The sequence below is a fragment of the Shigella sp. FJ200513 genome (genome assembly GCF_040495915.1).
In the GTDB taxonomy this organism is placed as follows: Bacteria; Pseudomonadota; Gammaproteobacteria; order Enterobacterales; family Enterobacteriaceae; genus ECMA0423.
On sequence record NZ_JBDYCV010000011.1, the window covers coordinates 1 to 16,251 of the forward strand.

Annotated in this window: 15 protein-coding genes; all 15 read left to right on the top strand. The window is 53.5% G+C overall.

The genetic code is table 11. From position 1 onward, the window contains the following. Nucleotides 1-2: 2 nt before the first annotated feature. Nucleotides 3-59 carry an IS1 family transposase gene (locus tag ABZJ92_RS04065; RefSeq protein WP_003032489.1) on the top strand — a complete coding sequence of 19 codons (57 nt, stop codon included), beginning with the start codon at nt 3-5 and terminating at the stop codon, nt 57-59. A 558-nt stretch (nt 60-617) separates the two neighbouring features. Then, complete coding sequence (mraZ, locus tag ABZJ92_RS04070) at nt 618-1,076, top strand: division/cell wall cluster transcriptional repressor MraZ (RefSeq protein WP_005053563.1); 459 nt, start codon at nt 618-620, stop codon at nt 1,074-1,076. A 1-nt stretch (nt 1,077) separates the two neighbouring features. Then, the gene (rsmH, locus tag ABZJ92_RS04075; RefSeq protein ID WP_000970469.1) at nt 1,078-2,019 is read left to right on the top strand and encodes a 16S rRNA (cytosine(1402)-N(4))-methyltransferase RsmH; all 942 of its coding nucleotides are present in this window, start codon (nt 1,078-1,080) and stop codon (nt 2,017-2,019) included. Continuing rightward, on the top strand, nt 2,016-2,381 hold the full coding sequence (gene ftsL, locus ABZJ92_RS04080; RefSeq protein ID WP_000625658.1) for a cell division protein FtsL: 366 nt from the start codon (nt 2,016-2,018) through the stop codon (nt 2,379-2,381). Before rsmH ends, ftsL begins: the two co-directional genes overlap by 4 nt. Before the next feature lie 15 nt (nt 2,382-2,396). Then, on the top strand, nt 2,397-4,163 hold the full coding sequence (gene ftsI / locus ABZJ92_RS04085; protein WP_000642215.1) for a peptidoglycan glycosyltransferase FtsI: 1,767 nt from the start codon (nt 2,397-2,399) through the stop codon (nt 4,161-4,163). Then, the gene (murE, locus tag ABZJ92_RS04090) at nt 4,150-5,637 is read left to right on the top strand and encodes a UDP-N-acetylmuramoyl-L-alanyl-D-glutamate--2,6-diaminopimelate ligase (RefSeq protein ID WP_000785134.1); all 1,488 of its coding nucleotides are present in this window, start codon (nt 4,150-4,152) and stop codon (nt 5,635-5,637) included. The genes ftsI and murE overlap by 14 nt, the downstream gene beginning before the upstream one ends. Further along, nucleotides 5,634-6,992: a UDP-N-acetylmuramoyl-tripeptide--D-alanyl-D-alanine ligase gene (gene murF, locus ABZJ92_RS04095; protein ID WP_000626666.1), complete on the top strand. Its 1,359-nt coding sequence runs from the start codon at nt 5,634-5,636 to the stop codon at nt 6,990-6,992. Before murE ends, murF begins: the two co-directional genes overlap by 4 nt. Beyond that, nucleotides 6,986-8,068 carry a phospho-N-acetylmuramoyl-pentapeptide-transferase gene (gene mraY, locus ABZJ92_RS04100; protein WP_000964131.1) on the top strand — a complete coding sequence of 361 codons (1,083 nt, stop codon included), beginning with the start codon at nt 6,986-6,988 and terminating at the stop codon, nt 8,066-8,068. The genes murF and mraY overlap by 7 nt, the downstream gene beginning before the upstream one ends. Before the next feature lie 2 nt (nt 8,069-8,070). Then, complete coding sequence (murD, locus tag ABZJ92_RS04105; protein ID WP_000796484.1) at nt 8,071-9,387, top strand: UDP-N-acetylmuramoyl-L-alanine--D-glutamate ligase; 1,317 nt, start codon at nt 8,071-8,073, stop codon at nt 9,385-9,387. After that, nucleotides 9,387-10,631, top strand: a complete 1,245-nt coding sequence (gene ftsW, locus ABZJ92_RS04110; RefSeq protein ID WP_001239796.1) for a cell division protein FtsW — start codon at nt 9,387-9,389, stop codon at nt 10,629-10,631. Before murD ends, ftsW begins: the two co-directional genes overlap by 1 nt. Beyond that, complete coding sequence (gene murG, locus ABZJ92_RS04115) at nt 10,628-11,695, top strand: undecaprenyldiphospho-muramoylpentapeptide beta-N-acetylglucosaminyltransferase (protein WP_000016582.1); 1,068 nt, start codon at nt 10,628-10,630, stop codon at nt 11,693-11,695. The genes ftsW and murG overlap by 4 nt, the downstream gene beginning before the upstream one ends. 53 nt (nt 11,696-11,748) lie before the next feature. Continuing rightward, nucleotides 11,749-13,224, top strand: coding sequence for a UDP-N-acetylmuramate--L-alanine ligase (murC, locus tag ABZJ92_RS04120; RefSeq protein ID WP_001096032.1), 1,476 nt, complete (start codon nt 11,749-11,751; stop codon nt 13,222-13,224). Further along, nucleotides 13,217-14,137: a D-alanine--D-alanine ligase gene (gene ddlB / locus ABZJ92_RS04125; RefSeq protein ID WP_000130035.1), complete on the top strand. Its 921-nt coding sequence runs from the start codon at nt 13,217-13,219 to the stop codon at nt 14,135-14,137. Before murC ends, ddlB begins: the two co-directional genes overlap by 8 nt. 1 nt (nt 14,138) lies before the next feature. Continuing rightward, nucleotides 14,139-14,969, top strand: coding sequence for a cell division protein FtsQ (ftsQ, locus tag ABZJ92_RS04130; protein WP_000075755.1), 831 nt, complete (start codon nt 14,139-14,141; stop codon nt 14,967-14,969). Further along, nucleotides 14,966-16,228, top strand: a complete 1,263-nt coding sequence (gene ftsA, locus ABZJ92_RS04135) for a cell division protein FtsA (RefSeq protein ID WP_000588474.1) — start codon at nt 14,966-14,968, stop codon at nt 16,226-16,228. Before ftsQ ends, ftsA begins: the two co-directional genes overlap by 4 nt. The last annotated feature ends 23 nt before the right edge of the window (nt 16,229-16,251 follow it).

The following is a 16,251-nucleotide window of genomic DNA, read 5'->3' on the forward strand; positions in this document are numbered from 1 at the left end:
CGGTGGAGCTGCATGACAAGGTCATCGGGCATTATCTGAACATAAAACACTATCAGTAAGTTGGAGTCATTACCGGACATCAATATCCTTAAAGTAAATAAGACTATTCCTGACTATTATTGATAAATGGTTTTAAACCCGCCCGTTAATTAACTCACCAGCTGAAATTCACAATAATTAAGTGATATCGACAGCGCGTTTTTGCATTATTTTGTTACATGCGGCGATGAATTGCCGATTTAACAAACACTTTTCTTTGCTTTTGCGCAAACCCGCTGGCATCAAGCGCCACACAGACGTAACAAGGACTGTTAACCGGGGAAGATATGTCCTAAAATGCCGCTCGCGTCGCAAACTGACACTTTATATTTGCTGTGGAAAATAGTGAGTCATTTTAAAACAGTGATGACGATGAGGGATTTTTTCTTACAGCTATTCATAACGTTAATTTGCTTCGCACGTTGGACGTAAAATAAACAACGCTGATATTAGCCGTAAACATCGGGTTTTTTACCTCGGTATGCCTTGTGACTGGCTTGACAAGCTTTTCCTCCGCTCCGTAAACTCCTTTCAGTGGGAAATTGTGGGGCAAAGTGGGAATAAGGGGTGAGGCTGGCATGTTCCGGGGAGCAACGTTAGTCAATCTCGACAGCAAAGGGCGCTTATCAGTGCCTACCCGTTATCGGGAACAGCTGCTTGAGAACGCTGCCGGTCAAATGGTTTGCACCATTGACATTCATCACCCGTGCCTGCTGCTTTACCCCCTGCCTGAATGGGAAATTATCGAGCAAAAATTATCGCGTCTGTTGAGCATGAACCCGGTTGAGCGCCGTGTGCAGCGCCTACTGTTAGGTCATGCCAGCGAATGTCAGATGGATGGCGCAGGTCGATTGTTAATCGCGCCAGTACTGCGGCAACATGCCGGGCTGACAAAAGAAGTGATGCTGGTTGGACAGTTCAACAAGTTTGAGCTGTGGGATGAAACAACCTGGCATCAACAGGTCAAGGAAGATATCGACGCAGAGCAGTTGGCTACCGGAGACTTATCGGAGCGACTGCAGGACTTGTCTCTATAAAATGATGGAAAACTATAAACATACTACGGTGCTGCTGGATGAAGCCGTTAATGGCCTCAATATCCGTCCTGATGGCATCTACATTGATGGGACTTTTGGTCGCGGTGGTCACTCACGTCTGATCCTCTCGCAGCTTGGCGAAGAGGGGCGTTTGCTGGCGATCGATCGCGACCCGCAGGCTATCGCCGTTGCGAAGACTATTGATGATCCGCGCTTCTCCATCATCCACGGACCTTTCTCCGCGCTGGGCGAATACGTTGCCGAGCGCGATCTTATTGGCAAGATCGACGGCATTCTCCTCGATCTTGGCGTCTCTTCACCGCAACTTGATGATGCTGAACGCGGCTTTTCCTTTATGCGCGATGGTCCGCTGGACATGCGTATGGACCCAACCCGTGGGCAGTCAGCCGCTGAATGGCTACAAACCGCAGAAGAAGCCGATATCGCCTGGGTATTGAAAACCTATGGTGAAGAGCATTTTGCCAAACGCATTGCCCGCGCCATTGTCGAGCGTAACCGCGAACAGCCGATGACCCGCACCAAAGAACTGGCGGAAGTCGTGGCTGCTGCAACGCCGGTGAAAGATAAGTTTAAACATCCCGCGACCCGTACCTTCCAGGCGGTGCGCATTTGGGTAAACAGTGAACTGGAGGAGATAGAGCAGGCGCTAAAAAGCTCGCTCAACGTGCTGGCCCCGGGTGGGCGGCTTTCGATCATCAGCTTCCACTCGCTGGAAGACCGTATTGTGAAACGTTTTATGCGTGAAAACAGCCGCGGTCCGCAAGTTCCGGCAGGGTTACCGATGACTGAAGAGCAGCTCAAAAAACTGGGTGGCCGTCAGCTGCGAGCACTAGGCAAGTTAATGCCGGGCGAAGAAGAGGTGGCTGAGAACCCTCGTGCCCGTAGTTCAGTTCTGCGTATTGCAGAGAGGACGAACGCATGATCAGCAGAGTGACAGAAGCTCTAAGCAAAGTTAAAGGATCGATGGGAAGCCACGAGCGCCATGCATTGCCTGGTGTTATCGGTGACGATCTTTTGCGATTTGGGAAGCTGCCACTCTGCCTGTTCATTTGCATTATTTTGACGGCGGTGACCGTGGTAACCACGGCGCACCATACCCGTTTACTGACCGCTCAGCGCGAACAACTGGTGCTGGAGCGAGATGCTTTAGACATTGAATGGCGCAACCTGATCCTTGAAGAGAATGCGCTCGGCGACCATAGCCGGGTGGAAAGGATCGCCACGGAAAAGCTGCAAATGCAGCATGTTGATCCGTCACAAGAAAATATCGTAGTGCAAAAATAAGGATAAACGCGACGCATGAAAGCAGCGGCGAAAACGCAGAAACCAAAACGTCAGGAAGAACATGCCAACTTTATCAGTTGGCGTTTTGCGTTGTTATGCGGCTGTATTCTCCTGGCGCTGGCTTTTCTGCTCGGACGCGTAGCGTGGTTACAAGTTATCTCCCCGGATATGCTGGTGAAAGAGGGCGACATGCGTTCTCTTCGCGTTCAGCAAGTTTCCACCTCCCGCGGCATGATTACTGACCGTTCTGGTCGCCCGTTAGCGGTGAGCGTGCCGGTAAAAGCGATTTGGGCTGACCCGAAAGAAGTGCATGACGCTGGCGGTATCAGCGTCGGTGACCGCTGGAAGGCGCTGGCTAACGCGCTCAATATTCCGCTGGATCAGCTTTCTGCCCGCATTAACGCCAACCCGAAAGGGCGCTTTATTTATCTGGCGCGTCAGGTAAACTCTGACATGGCGGACTACATCAAAAAACTGAAACTGCCGGGGATTCATCTGCGTGAAGAGTCTCGCCGTTACTATCCGTCCGGCGAAGTGACTGCTCACCTCATCGGCTTTACTAACGTCGATAGTCAAGGGATTGAGGGCGTTGAGAAGAGTTTCGATAAATGGCTTACCGGGCAGCCGGGTGAGCGCATTGTGCGTAAAGACCGCTATGGTCGCGTAATTGAAGATATTTCTTCTACTGACAGCCAGGCAGCGCACAACCTGGCGCTGAGTATTGATGAACGCCTGCAGGCGCTGGTTTATCGCGAACTGAACAACGCGGTGGCCTTTAACAAGGCTGAATCTGGTAGCGCCGTGCTGGTGGATGTCAACACAGGTGAAGTGCTGGCGATGGCTAACAGCCCGTCATACAACCCTAACAATCTGAGCGGCACGCCGAAAGAGGCGATGCGTAACCGTACCATCACCGACGTGTTTGAACCGGGCTCAACGGTTAAACCGATGGTGGTGATGACCGCGTTGCAACGTGGCGTGGTGCGGGAAAACTCGGTACTCAATACCATTCCTTATCGAATTAACGGCCACGAAATCAAAGACGTGGCACGCTACAGCGAATTAACCCTGACCGGGGTATTACAGAAGTCGAGTAACGTCGGTGTTTCCAAGCTGGCGTTAACGATGCCGTCCTCAGCGTTAGTAGATACTTACTCACGTTTTGGACTGGGAAAAGCGACCAATTTGGGGTTGGTCGGAGAACGCAGTGGCTTATATCCTCAAAAACAACGGTGGTCTGACATAGAGAGGGCCACCTTCTCTTTCGGCTACGGGCTAATGGTAACACCGTTACAGTTAGCGCGAGTCTACGCAACTATCGGCAGCTACGGCATTTATCGCCCACTGTCGATTACCAAAGTTGACCCCCCGGTTCCCGGTGAACGTGTCTTCCCGGAATCCATTGTTCGCACCGTGGTGCATATGATGGAAAGCGTGGCGCTACCAGGCGGCGGCGGCGTGAAGGCGGCGATTAAAGGCTATCGTATCGCCATTAAAACCGGTACCGCGAAAAAGGTCGGGCCGGACGGTCGCTACATCAATAAATATATTGCTTATACCGCAGGCGTTGCGCCTGCGAGTCAGCCGCGCTTCGCGCTGGTTGTTGTTATCAACGATCCGCAGGCGGGTAAATACTACGGCGGCGCCGTTTCCGCGCCGGTCTTTGGTGCCATCATGGGCGGCGTATTGCGTACCATGAACATCGAGCCGGATGCGCTGACAACGGGCGATAAAAATGAATTTGTGATTAATCAAGGCGAGGGGACAGGTGGCAGATCGTAATTTGCGCGACCTTCTTGCTCCGTGGGTGCCAGACGCACCTTCGCGAGCACTGCGAGAGATGACACTCGACAGCCGTGTGGCTGCGGCGGGCGATCTCTTTGTAGCTGTAGTAGGTCATCAGGCGGACGGGCGTCGATATATCCCGCAGGCGATAGCGCAAGGTGTGGCTGCCATTATTGCAGAGGCGAAAGATGAGGCGACCGACGGTGAAATCCGTGAAATGCACGGCGTACCGGTCATCTATCTCAGCCAGCTCAACGAGCGTTTATCTGCACTGGCGGGCCGCTTTTACCATGAACCCTCTGACAATTTACGTCTCGTAGGCGTAACGGGCACCAACGGCAAAACCACGACGACCCAGCTTCTGGCGCAGTGGAGCCAACTGCTTGGCGAAACCAGCGCGGTAATGGGCACCGTTGGTAACGGTCTGCTGGGGAAAGTGATCCCGACAGAAAATACTACCGGTTCGGCAGTTGATGTTCAGCATGAGCTGGCGGGGCTGGTGGATCAGGGCGCGACTTTTTGCGCAATGGAAGTTTCCTCCCACGGGCTGGTACAGCACCGTGTGGCGGCATTGAAATTTCCGGCGTCGGTCTTTACCAACTTAAGCCGCGATCACCTTGATTATCATGGTGATATGGAACACTACGAAGCTGCGAAATGGCTGCTTTATTCTGAACATCATTGCGGTCAGGCGATTATTAACGCCGACGATGAAGTGGGCCGCCGCTGGCTGGCAAAACTGCCGGACGCGGTTGCGGTATCAATGGAAGATCATATCAATCCGAACTGTCACGGACGCTGGTTGAAAGCGACCGAAGTGAACTATCACGACAGCGGCGCGACCATTCGCTTTAGTTCAAGCTGGGGCGATGGCGAAATTGAAAGCCATCTGATGGGCGCTTTTAACGTCAGCAACCTGTTGCTCGCGCTGGCAACACTGCTGGCGCTGGGCTATCCACTGGCTGATCTGCTGAAAACCGCCGCGCGTCTGCAACCGGTTTGCGGACGTATGGAAGTGTTCACTGCGCCAGGCAAACCGACGGTGGTGGTGGATTACGCGCATACGCCGGATGCACTGGAAAAAGCCTTACAGGCGGCGCGCCTGCACTGTGCGGGCAAGCTGTGGTGCGTCTTTGGCTGTGGTGGCGATCGCGATAAAGGTAAGCGTCCACTGATGGGCGCAATTGCCGAAGAGTTTGCTGACGTGGCGGTGGTGACGGACGATAACCCGCGTACCGAAGAACCGCGTGCCATCATCAACGATATTCTGGCGGGAATGTTAGATGCCGGACATGCCAAAGTGATGGAAGGCCGTGCTGAAGCGGTGACTTGCGCCGTTATGCAGGCTAAAGAGAATGATGTGGTACTGGTCGCGGGCAAAGGCCATGAGGATTACCAGATTGTTGGCAATCAGCGTCTGGACTACTCCGATCGCGTCACGGTGGCGCGTCTGCTGGGGGGGATTGCATGATTAGCGTAACCCTTAGCCAACTTACCGATATTCTCAACGGTGAACTGCAAGGTGCAGATATCACCCTTGATGCTGTAACCACTGATACCCGAAAACTGACGCCGGGCTGCCTGTTTGTTGCCCTGAAAGGTGAACGTTTTGATGCCCACGATTTTGCCGACCAGGCGAAAGCTGGCGGCGCAGGCGCACTACTGGTTAGCCGTCCGCTGGACATCGACCTGCCGCAGTTAATCGTCAAGGATACGCGTCTGGCGTTTGGTGAACTGGCTGCATGGGTTCGCCAGCAAGTTCCGGCGCTCGTGGTTGCTCTGACGGGGTCCTCCGGCAAAACCTCCGTTAAAGAGATGACGGCGGCGATTTTAAGCCAGTGCGGCAACACGCTTTATACGGCAGGCAATCTCAACAACGACATCGGTGTACCGATGACGCTGTTGCGCTTAACGCCGGAATACGATTACGCAGTTATTGAACTTGGCGCGAACCATCAGGGCGAGATTGCCTGGACTGTGAGTCTGACTCGCCCGGAAGCGGCGCTGGTCAACAACCTGGCAGCGGCGCATCTGGAAGGTTTTGGCTCGCTTGCGGGTGTCGCGAAAGCGAAAGGTGAAATCTTTAGCGGCCTGCCGGAAAACGGTATCGCCATTATGAACGCCGACAACAACGACTGGCTGAACTGGCAGAGCGTAATTGGCTCACGCAAAGTGTGGCGTTTCTCACCCAATGCCGCCAACAGCGATTTCACCGCCACCAATATCCATGTGACCTCGCACGGTATGGAATTTACCCTACAAACCCCAACCGGTAGCGTCGATGTTCTGCTGCCGTTGCCGGGGCGTCACAATATTGCGAATGCGCTGGCAGCCGCTGCGCTCTCCATGTCCGTGGGCGCAACGCTTGATGCTATCAAAGCGGGGCTGGCAAATCTGAAAGCTGTTCCTGGCCGTCTGTTCCCCATCCAACTGGCAGAAAACCAGTTGCTGCTCGACGACTCCTACAACGCCAATGTCGGTTCAATGACCGCAGCTGTTCAGGTACTGGCTGAAATGCCGGGCTACCGCGTGCTGGTGGTGGGCGATATGGCGGAACTGGGCGCTGAAAGCGAAGCCTGCCATGTACAGGTGGGTGAGGCGGCAAAAGCTGCTGGTATTGACCGCGTGTTAAGCATGGGTAAACAAAGCCATGCTATCAGCACCGCCAGCGGCGTTGGCGAACATTTTGCTGATAAAACTGCGTTAATTACGCGTCTTAAATCACTGATTGCTGAGCAACAGGTAATTACGATTTTAGTTAAGGGTTCACGTAGTGCTGCCATGGAAGAGGTAGTACGCGCTTTACAGGAGAATGGGACATGTTAGTTTGGCTGGCCGAACATTTGGTCAAATATTATTCCGGCTTTAACGTCTTTTCCTATCTGACGTTTCGCGCCATCGTCAGCCTGCTGACCGCGCTGTTCATCTCATTGTGGATGGGCCCGCGCATGATTGCTCATTTGCAAAAACTTTCCTTTGGTCAGGTAGTGCGTAACGACGGTCCTGAATCACACTTCAGCAAGCGCGGTACGCCGACCATGGGCGGGATTATGATCCTGACAGCGATTGTGATCTCCGTGCTGCTGTGGGCTTACCCGTCCAATCCGTACGTCTGGTGCGTGTTGGTGGTGCTGGTAGGTTACGGTGTTATTGGCTTTGTTGATGATTATCGCAAAGTGGTGCGTAAAGACACCAAAGGGTTGATCGCTCGTTGGAAATATTTCTGGATGTCGGTCATTGCGCTGGGTGTTGCTTTCGCTTTGTACCTTGCCGGCAAAGACACGCCCGCAACGCAGCTGGTGGTCCCATTCTTTAAAGATGTGATGCCGCAACTGGGGCTGTTCTACATTCTGCTGGCTTACTTCGTCATTGTGGGTACTGGCAACGCGGTAAACCTGACCGATGGTCTTGACGGTCTGGCAATTATGCCGACCGTATTTGTCGCCGGTGGTTTTGCGCTGGTGGCGTGGGCGACCGGCAACATGAACTTTGCCAGCTATTTACACATACCGTATCTGCGACACGCCGGGGAACTGGTTATTGTCTGTACCGCGATAGTCGGGGCAGGACTGGGCTTCCTGTGGTTTAACACCTATCCGGCGCAGGTCTTTATGGGCGATGTCGGTTCGCTGGCGTTAGGTGGTGCGTTAGGCATTATCGCCGTACTGCTACGTCAGGAATTCCTGCTGGTGATTATGGGGGGCGTGTTCGTGGTAGAAACGCTTTCTGTCATCCTGCAGGTCGGCTCCTTTAAACTGCGCGGACAACGTATTTTCCGCATGGCACCGATTCATCACCACTATGAACTGAAAGGCTGGCCGGAACCGCGCGTCATTGTGCGTTTCTGGATTATTTCGCTGATGCTGGTCCTGATTGGTCTGGCAACGCTGAAGGTACGTTAATCATGGCTGATTACCAGGGTAAAAATGTTGTCATTATCGGCCTGGGCCTCACCGGGCTTTCCTGCGTGGACTTTTTCCTCGCTCGCGGTGTGACGCCGCGCGTTATGGATACGCGTATGACACCGCCTGGCCTGGATAAATTACCCGAAGCCGTAGAACGCCACACGGGCAGTCTGAATGATGAATGGCTGATGGCGGCAGATCTGATTGTCGCCAGTCCCGGTATTGCACTGGCGCATCCATCCTTAAGCGCTGCCGCTGATGCCGGAATCGAAATCGTTGGCGATATCGAGCTGTTTTGTCGCGAAGCACAAGCACCGATTGTGGCGATTACCGGTTCTAACGGCAAAAGCACGGTCACCACGCTAGTGGGTGAAATGGCGAAAGCGGCGGGGGTTAACGTTGGTGTGGGTGGCAATATTGGCCTGCCTGCGTTGATGCTACTGGATGATGAGTGTGAACTGTACGTGCTGGAACTGTCGAGCTTCCAGCTGGAAACCACCTCCAGCTTACAGGCGGTAGCAGCGACCATTCTGAACGTGACTGAAGATCATATGGATCGCTACCCGTTTGGTTTACAACAGTATCGTGCAGCAAAACTGCGCATTTACGAAAACGCGAAAGTTTGCGTGGTTAATGCTGATGATGCCTTAACAATGCCGATTCGCGGTGCGGATGAACGCTGCGTCAGCTTTGGCGTCAACATGGGTGACTATCACCTGAATCATCAGCAGGGCGAAACCTGGCTGCGGGTTAAAGGCGAGAAAGTGCTGAATGTGAAAGAGATGAAACTTTCCGGGCAGCATAACTACACCAATGCGCTGGTGGCGCTGGCGCTGGCAGATGCCGCAGGGTTACCGCGCGCCAGCAGCCTGAAAGCGTTAACCACCTTCACCGGTCTGCCGCATCGCTTTGAAGTGGTGCTGGAGCATAACGGTGTGCGCTGGATTAACGATTCAAAAGCGACCAACGTCGGCAGTACGGAAGCGGCGCTGAATGGCCTGCACGTAGACGGCACGCTGCATTTGTTGCTGGGCGGCGATGGTAAATCGGCGGACTTTAGCCCACTGGTGCGTTACCTGAATGGCGATAACGTACGTCTGTATTGTTTCGGTCGTGACGGCGCGCAGCTGGCGGCGCTACGCCCGGAAGTGGCAGAACAAACCGAAACTATGGAACAGGCTATGCGCTTGCTGGCTCCGCGTGTTCAGCCGGGCGATATGGTTCTGCTCTCCCCGGCCTGTGCCAGCCTTGATCAGTTCAAGAACTTTGAACAACGAGGCAATGAGTTTGCCCGTCTGGCGAAGGAGTTAGGTTGATGCGTTTATCTCTCCCTCGCCTGAAAATGCCGCGCCTGCCAGGATTCAGTATCCTGGTCTGGATCTCCACGGCGCTAAAGGGCTGGGTGATGGGCTCGCGGGAAAAAGATACCGACAGCCTGATCATGTACGATCGCACCTTACTGTGGCTGACCTTCGGCCTCGCGGCGATTGGCTTTATCATGGTGACCTCGGCGTCAATGCCCATAGGGCAACGCTTAACCAACGATCCGTTCTTCTTCGCGAAGCGTGATGGTGTCTATCTGATTTTGGCGTTTATTCTGGCGATCATTACGCTGCGTCTGCCGATGGAGTTCTGGCAACGCTACAGTGCCACGATGCTGCTCGGATCTATCATCCTGCTGATGATCGTGCTGGTAGTGGGTAGCGCTGTTAAAGGGGCATCGCGTTGGATCGATCTCGGTTTGCTGCGTATCCAGCCTGCGGAGCTGACAAAACTGTCGCTGTTTTGCTATATCGCCAACTATCTGGTGCGTAAAGGCGACGAAGTACGTAATAACCTGCGCGGCTTCCTGAAACCGATGGGCGTGATTCTGGTGTTGGCAGTGTTACTGCTGGCACAGCCAGACCTTGGTACGGTGGTGGTGTTGTTTGTGACTACGCTGGCGATGTTGTTCCTGGCGGGAGCGAAATTGTGGCAGTTCATTGCCATTATCGGTATGGGCATTTCAGCGGTTGTGTTGCTGATCCTCGCCGAACCGTACCGTATCCGCCGTGTTACCGCATTCTGGAACCCGTGGGAAGATCCCTTTGGCAGCGGCTATCAGTTAACGCAATCGCTGATGGCGTTTGGTCGCGGCGAACTTTGGGGGCAAGGTTTAGGTAATTCGGTACAAAAACTGGAGTATCTGCCGGAAGCGCACACTGACTTTATTTTCGCCATTATCGGCGAAGAATTAGGTTATGTCGGTGTGGTACTAGCACTTTTAATGGTATTCTTCGTCGCTTTTCGTGCGATGTCGATTGGCCGCAAAGCATTAGAAATTGACCACCGTTTTTCCGGTTTTCTCGCCTGTTCTATTGGCATCTGGTTTAGCTTCCAGGCGCTGGTTAACGTAGGCGCGGCGGCGGGGATGTTACCGACCAAAGGTCTGACATTGCCGCTAATCAGTTACGGTGGTTCGAGCTTACTGATTATGTCGACAGCCATCATGATGCTGTTGCGTATTGATTATGAAACGCGTCTGGAGAAAGCGCAGGCGTTTGTACGAGGTTCACGATGAGTGGTCAAGGAAAGCGATTAATGGTGATGGCAGGCGGAACCGGTGGACATGTATTCCCGGGACTGGCGGTTGCGCACTATCTAATGGCTCAGGGTTGGCAAGTTCGCTGGCTGGGGACTGCCGACCGTATGGAAGCGGACTTAGTGCCAAAACATGGCATCGAAATTGATTTCATTCGTATCTCTGGTTTGCGTGGAAAAGGTATAAAAGCACTGATAGCTGCGCCGCTGCGTATCTTCAACGCCTGGCGTCAGGCGCGGGCGATTATGAAAGCGTACAAACCTGACGTGGTACTCGGTATGGGCGGCTATGTATCAGGTCCAGGTGGTCTGGCCGCGTGGTCGTTAGGCATTCCGGTTGTACTTCATGAACAAAACGGTATTGCGGGCTTAACCAATAAATGGCTGGCGAAGATTGCTACCAAAGTGATGCAGGCGTTTCCAGGCGCTTTCCCTAATGCGGAAGTGGTGGGTAACCCGGTGCGTACCGATGTGCTGGCGCTGCCGTTGCCGCAGCAACGTTTGGCTGGACGTGAAGGTCCGGTTCGTGTGTTGGTAGTGGGTGGTTCCCAGGGCGCACGCATTCTTAACCAGACAATGCCGCAGGTTGCTGCGAAACTGGGTGATTCAGTCACTATCTGGCATCAGAGCGGCAAAGGTTCGCAACAATCCGTTGAACAGGCGTATGCCGAAGCGGGGCAACCGCAGCATAAAGTGACTGAATTTATTGATGATATGGCGGCGGCGTATGCGTGGGCGGATGTCGTCGTTTGCCGCTCCGGTGCTTTAACTGTGAGTGAAATCGCCGCGGCAGGACTACCGGCGTTGTTTGTGCCGTTTCAACATAAAGACCGCCAGCAATACTGGAATGCGCTACCGCTGGAAAAAGCGGGCGCAGCCAAAATTATCGAGCAGCCACAGCTTAGCGTGGATGCTGTCGCCAACACCCTGGCCGGGTGGTCGCGAGAAACCTTATTAACCATGGCAGAACGCGCCCGCGCTGCATCCATTCCGGATGCCACCGAGCGAGTGGCAAATGAAGTGAGCCGGGCTGCCCGGGCGTAATTGTAGCGATGCCTTTTGCATCGTATGAATTTAAGAAGTTAATGGCGTAAAGAATGAATACACAACAATTGGCAAAACTGCGTTCCATCGTGCCCGAAATGCGTCGCGTTCGGCACATACATTTTGTCGGCATTGGTGGTGCCGGTATGGGCGGTATTGCCGAAGTTCTGGCCAATGAAGGTTATCAGATCAGTGGTTCCGATTTAGCGCCAAATCCGGTCACGCAGCAGTTACTGAATCTGGGTGCGACGATTTATTTCAACCATCGCCCGGAAAACGTACGTGATGCCAGCGTGGTCGTTGTTTCCAGCGCCATTTCTGCCGACAACCCGGAAATTGTCGCAGCTCATGAAGCGCGTATTCCGGTGATCCGTCGTGCCGAAATGCTGGCTGAGTTAATGCGTTTTCGTCATGGCATCGCCATTGCAGGAACGCACGGCAAAACGACAACTACCGCGATGGTTTCCAGCATCTACGCAGAAGCGGGGCTCGACCCAACCTTCGTTAACGGCGGGCTGGTAAAAGCGGCGGGGGTTCATGCGCGTTTGGGGCATGGTCGGTACCTGATTGCCGAAGCAGATGAGAGTGATGCATCGTTCCTGCATCTGCAACCGATGGTGGCGATTGTCACCAATATCGAAGCCGACCACATGGATACCTACCAGGGCGACTTTGAGAATTTAAAACAGACCTTTATTAATTTTCTGCACAACCTGCCTTTTTACGGTCGTGCGGTGATGTGTGTTGATGATCCGGTGATCCGCGAATTGTTACCGCGTGTGGGACGTCAGACCACAACTTACGGCTTCAGCGAAGATGCCGACGTGCGTGTAGAAGATTATCAGCAGATTGGCCCGCAGGGGCACTTTACGCTGCTGCGTCAGGACAAAGAGCCGATGTGCGTCACCCTGAATGCGCCAGGCCGTCATAACGCGCTGAACGCCGCAGCTGCGGTTGCGGTTGCTACGGAAGAGGGAATTGACGACGAGGCTATTTTGCGTGCGCTGGAGAGCTTCCAGGGGACTGGTCGCCGTTTTGATTTCCTCGGTGAATTCCCGCTGGAGCCAGTGAATGGTAAAAGCGGTACGGCAATGCTGGTCGATGACTACGGCCACCACCCGACGGAAGTTGACGCCACCATTAAAGCGGCGCGCGCAGGCTGGCCGGATAAAAACCTGGTAATGCTGTTTCAGCCGCACCGTTTTACCCGTACGCGCGACCTGTATGATGATTTCGCCAATGTGCTGACGCAGGTTGATACCCTGTTGATGCTGGAAGTGTATCCGGCTGGCGAAGCGCCAATTCCGGGAGCGGACAGCCGTTCGCTGTGTCGCACAATTCGTGGACGTGGGAAAATTGATCCCATTCTGGTGCCGGACCCTGCGCAGGTAGCCGAGATGCTGGCACCGGTATTAACCGGTAACGACCTGATTCTCGTTCAGGGGGCTGGTAATATCGGAAAAATTGCCCGTTCTTTAGCTGAAATCAAACTGAAGCCGCAAACTCCGGAGGAAGAACAACATGACTGATAAAATCGCGGTCCTGTTGGGCGGGACTTCCGCTGAGCGGGAAGTTTCTCTGAATTCTGGCGCAGCGGTGTTAGCCGGGCTGCGTGAAGGCGGTATTGATGCGTATCCTGTCGACCCGAAAGAAGTCGACGTGACGCAACTGAAGTCGATGGGTTTTCAGAAAGTGTTTATCGCGCTACACGGTCGCGGCGGTGAAGATGGTACGCTGCAGGGCATGCTCGAGCTGATGGGCTTGCCTTATACCGGCAGCGGAGTGATGGCATCTGCGCTTTCAATAGATAAACTACGCAGCAAACTTCTGTGGCAAGGTGCCGGTTTACCGGTCGCGCCGTGGGTAGCGTTAACCCGCGCAGAGTTTGAAAAAGGCCTGAGCGATAAGCAGTTAGCAGAAATTTCTGCTCTGGGTTTGCCGGTTATCGTTAAGCCGAGCCGCGAAGGTTCCAGTGTGGGAATGTCAAAAGTAGTAGCAGAAAATGCTCTACAAGATGCATTAAGATTGGCATTTCAGCACGATGAAGAAGTATTGATTGAAAAATGGCTAAGTGGGCCGGAGTTCACGGTTGCGATACTCGGTGAAGAAATTTTACCGTCAATACGTATTCAACCGTCCGGAACCTTCTATGATTATGAGGCGAAGTATCTCTCTGATGAGACACAGTATTTCTGCCCCGCAGGTCTGGAAGCGTCACAAGAGGCCAATTTGCAGGCATTAGTGCTGAAAGCATGGACGACGTTAGGTTGCAAAGGATGGGGACGTATTGACGTTATGCTGGACAGTGATGGACAGTTTTATCTGCTGGAAGCCAATACCTCACCGGGTATGACCAGCCACAGCCTGGTGCCGATGGCGGCACGTCAGGCAGGTATGAGCTTCTCGCAGTTGGTAGTACGAATTCTGGAACTGGCGGACTAATATGTCGCAGGCTGCTCTGAACACGCGAAACAGCGAAGAAGAGGTTTCTTCTCGCCGCAATAATGGAACGCGTCTGGCGGGGATCCTTTTCCTGCTGACCGTTTTAACGACAGTGTTGGTGAGCGGCTGGGTCGTGTTGAGCTGGATGGAAGATGCGCAACGCCTGCCGCTCTCAAAGCTGGTGTTGACCGGTGAACGCCATTACACGCGTAATGACGATATCCGGCAGTCGATCCTGGCATTGGGTGAGCCGGGTACCTTTATGACCCAGGATGTCAACATCATCCAGACGCAAATAGAACAACGCCTGCCGTGGATTAAGCAGGTGAGCGTCAGAAAGCAGTGGCCTGATGAATTGAAGATTCATCTGGTTGAATATGTGCCGATTGCGCGGTGGAATGATCAACACATGGTAGACGCGGAAGGAAACACCTTCAGCGTGCCGCCAGATCGCACCAGCAAGCAGGTGCTTCCAATGCTGTATGGCCCGGAAGGCAGCGCTAATGAAGTGTTGCAGGGCTATCGCGAAATGGGGCAGATGCTGGCAAAGGACAGATTTACTCTGAAGGAAGCGGCGATGACCGCGCGGCGTTCCTGGCAGTTGACGCTGAATAACGATATTAAGCTCAATCTTGGCCGGGGCGATACGATGAAACGTTTGGTTCGCTTTGTAGAACTTTATCCGGTTTTACAGCAGCAGGCGCAAACCGATGGCAAACGGATTAGCTACGTTGATTTGCGTTATGACTCTGGAGCGGCAGTAGGCTGGGCGCCCTTGCCGCCAGAGGAATCTACTCAGCAACAAAATCAGGCACAGGCAGAACAACAATGATCAAGGCGACGGACAGAAAACTGGTAGTAGGACTGGAAATTGGTACCGCGAAGGTTGCCGCTTTAGTAGGGGAAGTTCTGCCCGACGGTATGGTCAATATCATTGGCGTGGGCAGCTGCCCGTCACGTGGTATGGATAAAGGCGGGGTGAACGACCTCGAATCCGTGGTCAAGTGCGTACAACGCGCCATTGACCAGGCAGAATTGATGGCAGATTGTCAGATCTCTTCGGTATATCTGGCGCTTTCTGGTAAGCACATCAGCTGCCAGAATGAAATTGGTATGGTGCCTATTTCTGAAGAAGAAGTGACGCAAGAAGATGTGGAAAACGTCGTCCATACCGCGAAATCGGTGCGTGTGCGCGATGAGCATCGTGTGCTGCATGTGATCCCGCAAGAGTATGCGATTGACTATCAGGAAGGGATCAAGAATCCGGTAGGACTTTCGGGTGTGCGGATGCAGGCAAAAGTGCACCTGATCACATGTCACAACGATATGGCGAAAAACATCGTCAAAGCGGTTGAACGTTGTGGGCTGAAAGTTGACCAACTGATATTTGCCGGACTGGCATCAAGTTATTCGGTATTGACGGAAGATGAACGTGAACTGGGTGTCTGCGTCGTCGATATCGGTGGTGGTACAATGGATATCGCCGTTTATACCGGTGGGGCATTGCGCCACACAAAGGTAATTCCTTATGCTGGCAATGTCGTGACCAGTGATATCGCTTACGCCTTTGGCACGCCGCCAAGCGACGCCGAAGCGATTAAAGTTCGCCACGGTTGTGCGCTGGGTTCCATCGTTGGAAAAGATGAGAGCGTGGAAGTGCCGAGCGTAGGCGGTCGTCCGCCGCGGAGTCTGCAACGTCAGACCCTGGCAGAGGTGATCGAGCCGCGCTATACCGAGTTGCTCAACCTGGTCAACGAAGAGATATTGCAGTTGCAGGAAAAGCTTCGCCAACAAGGGGTTAAACATCACCTGGCGGCAGGCATTGTATTAACCGGTGGCGCAGCGCAGATCGAAGGTCTTGCAGCCTGTGCTCAGCGCGTGTTTCATACGCAAGTGCGTATCGGCGCGCCGCTGAACATTACCGGTTTAACGGATTATGCTCAGGAGCCGTATTATTCGACGGCGGTGGGATTGCTTCACTATGGGAAAGAGTCACATCTTAACGGTGAAGCTGAAGTAGAAAAACGTGTTACAGCATCAGTTGGCTCGTGGATCAAGCGACTCAATAGTTGGCTGCGAAAAGAGTTTTAATTTTTATGAGGCCGACGATGATT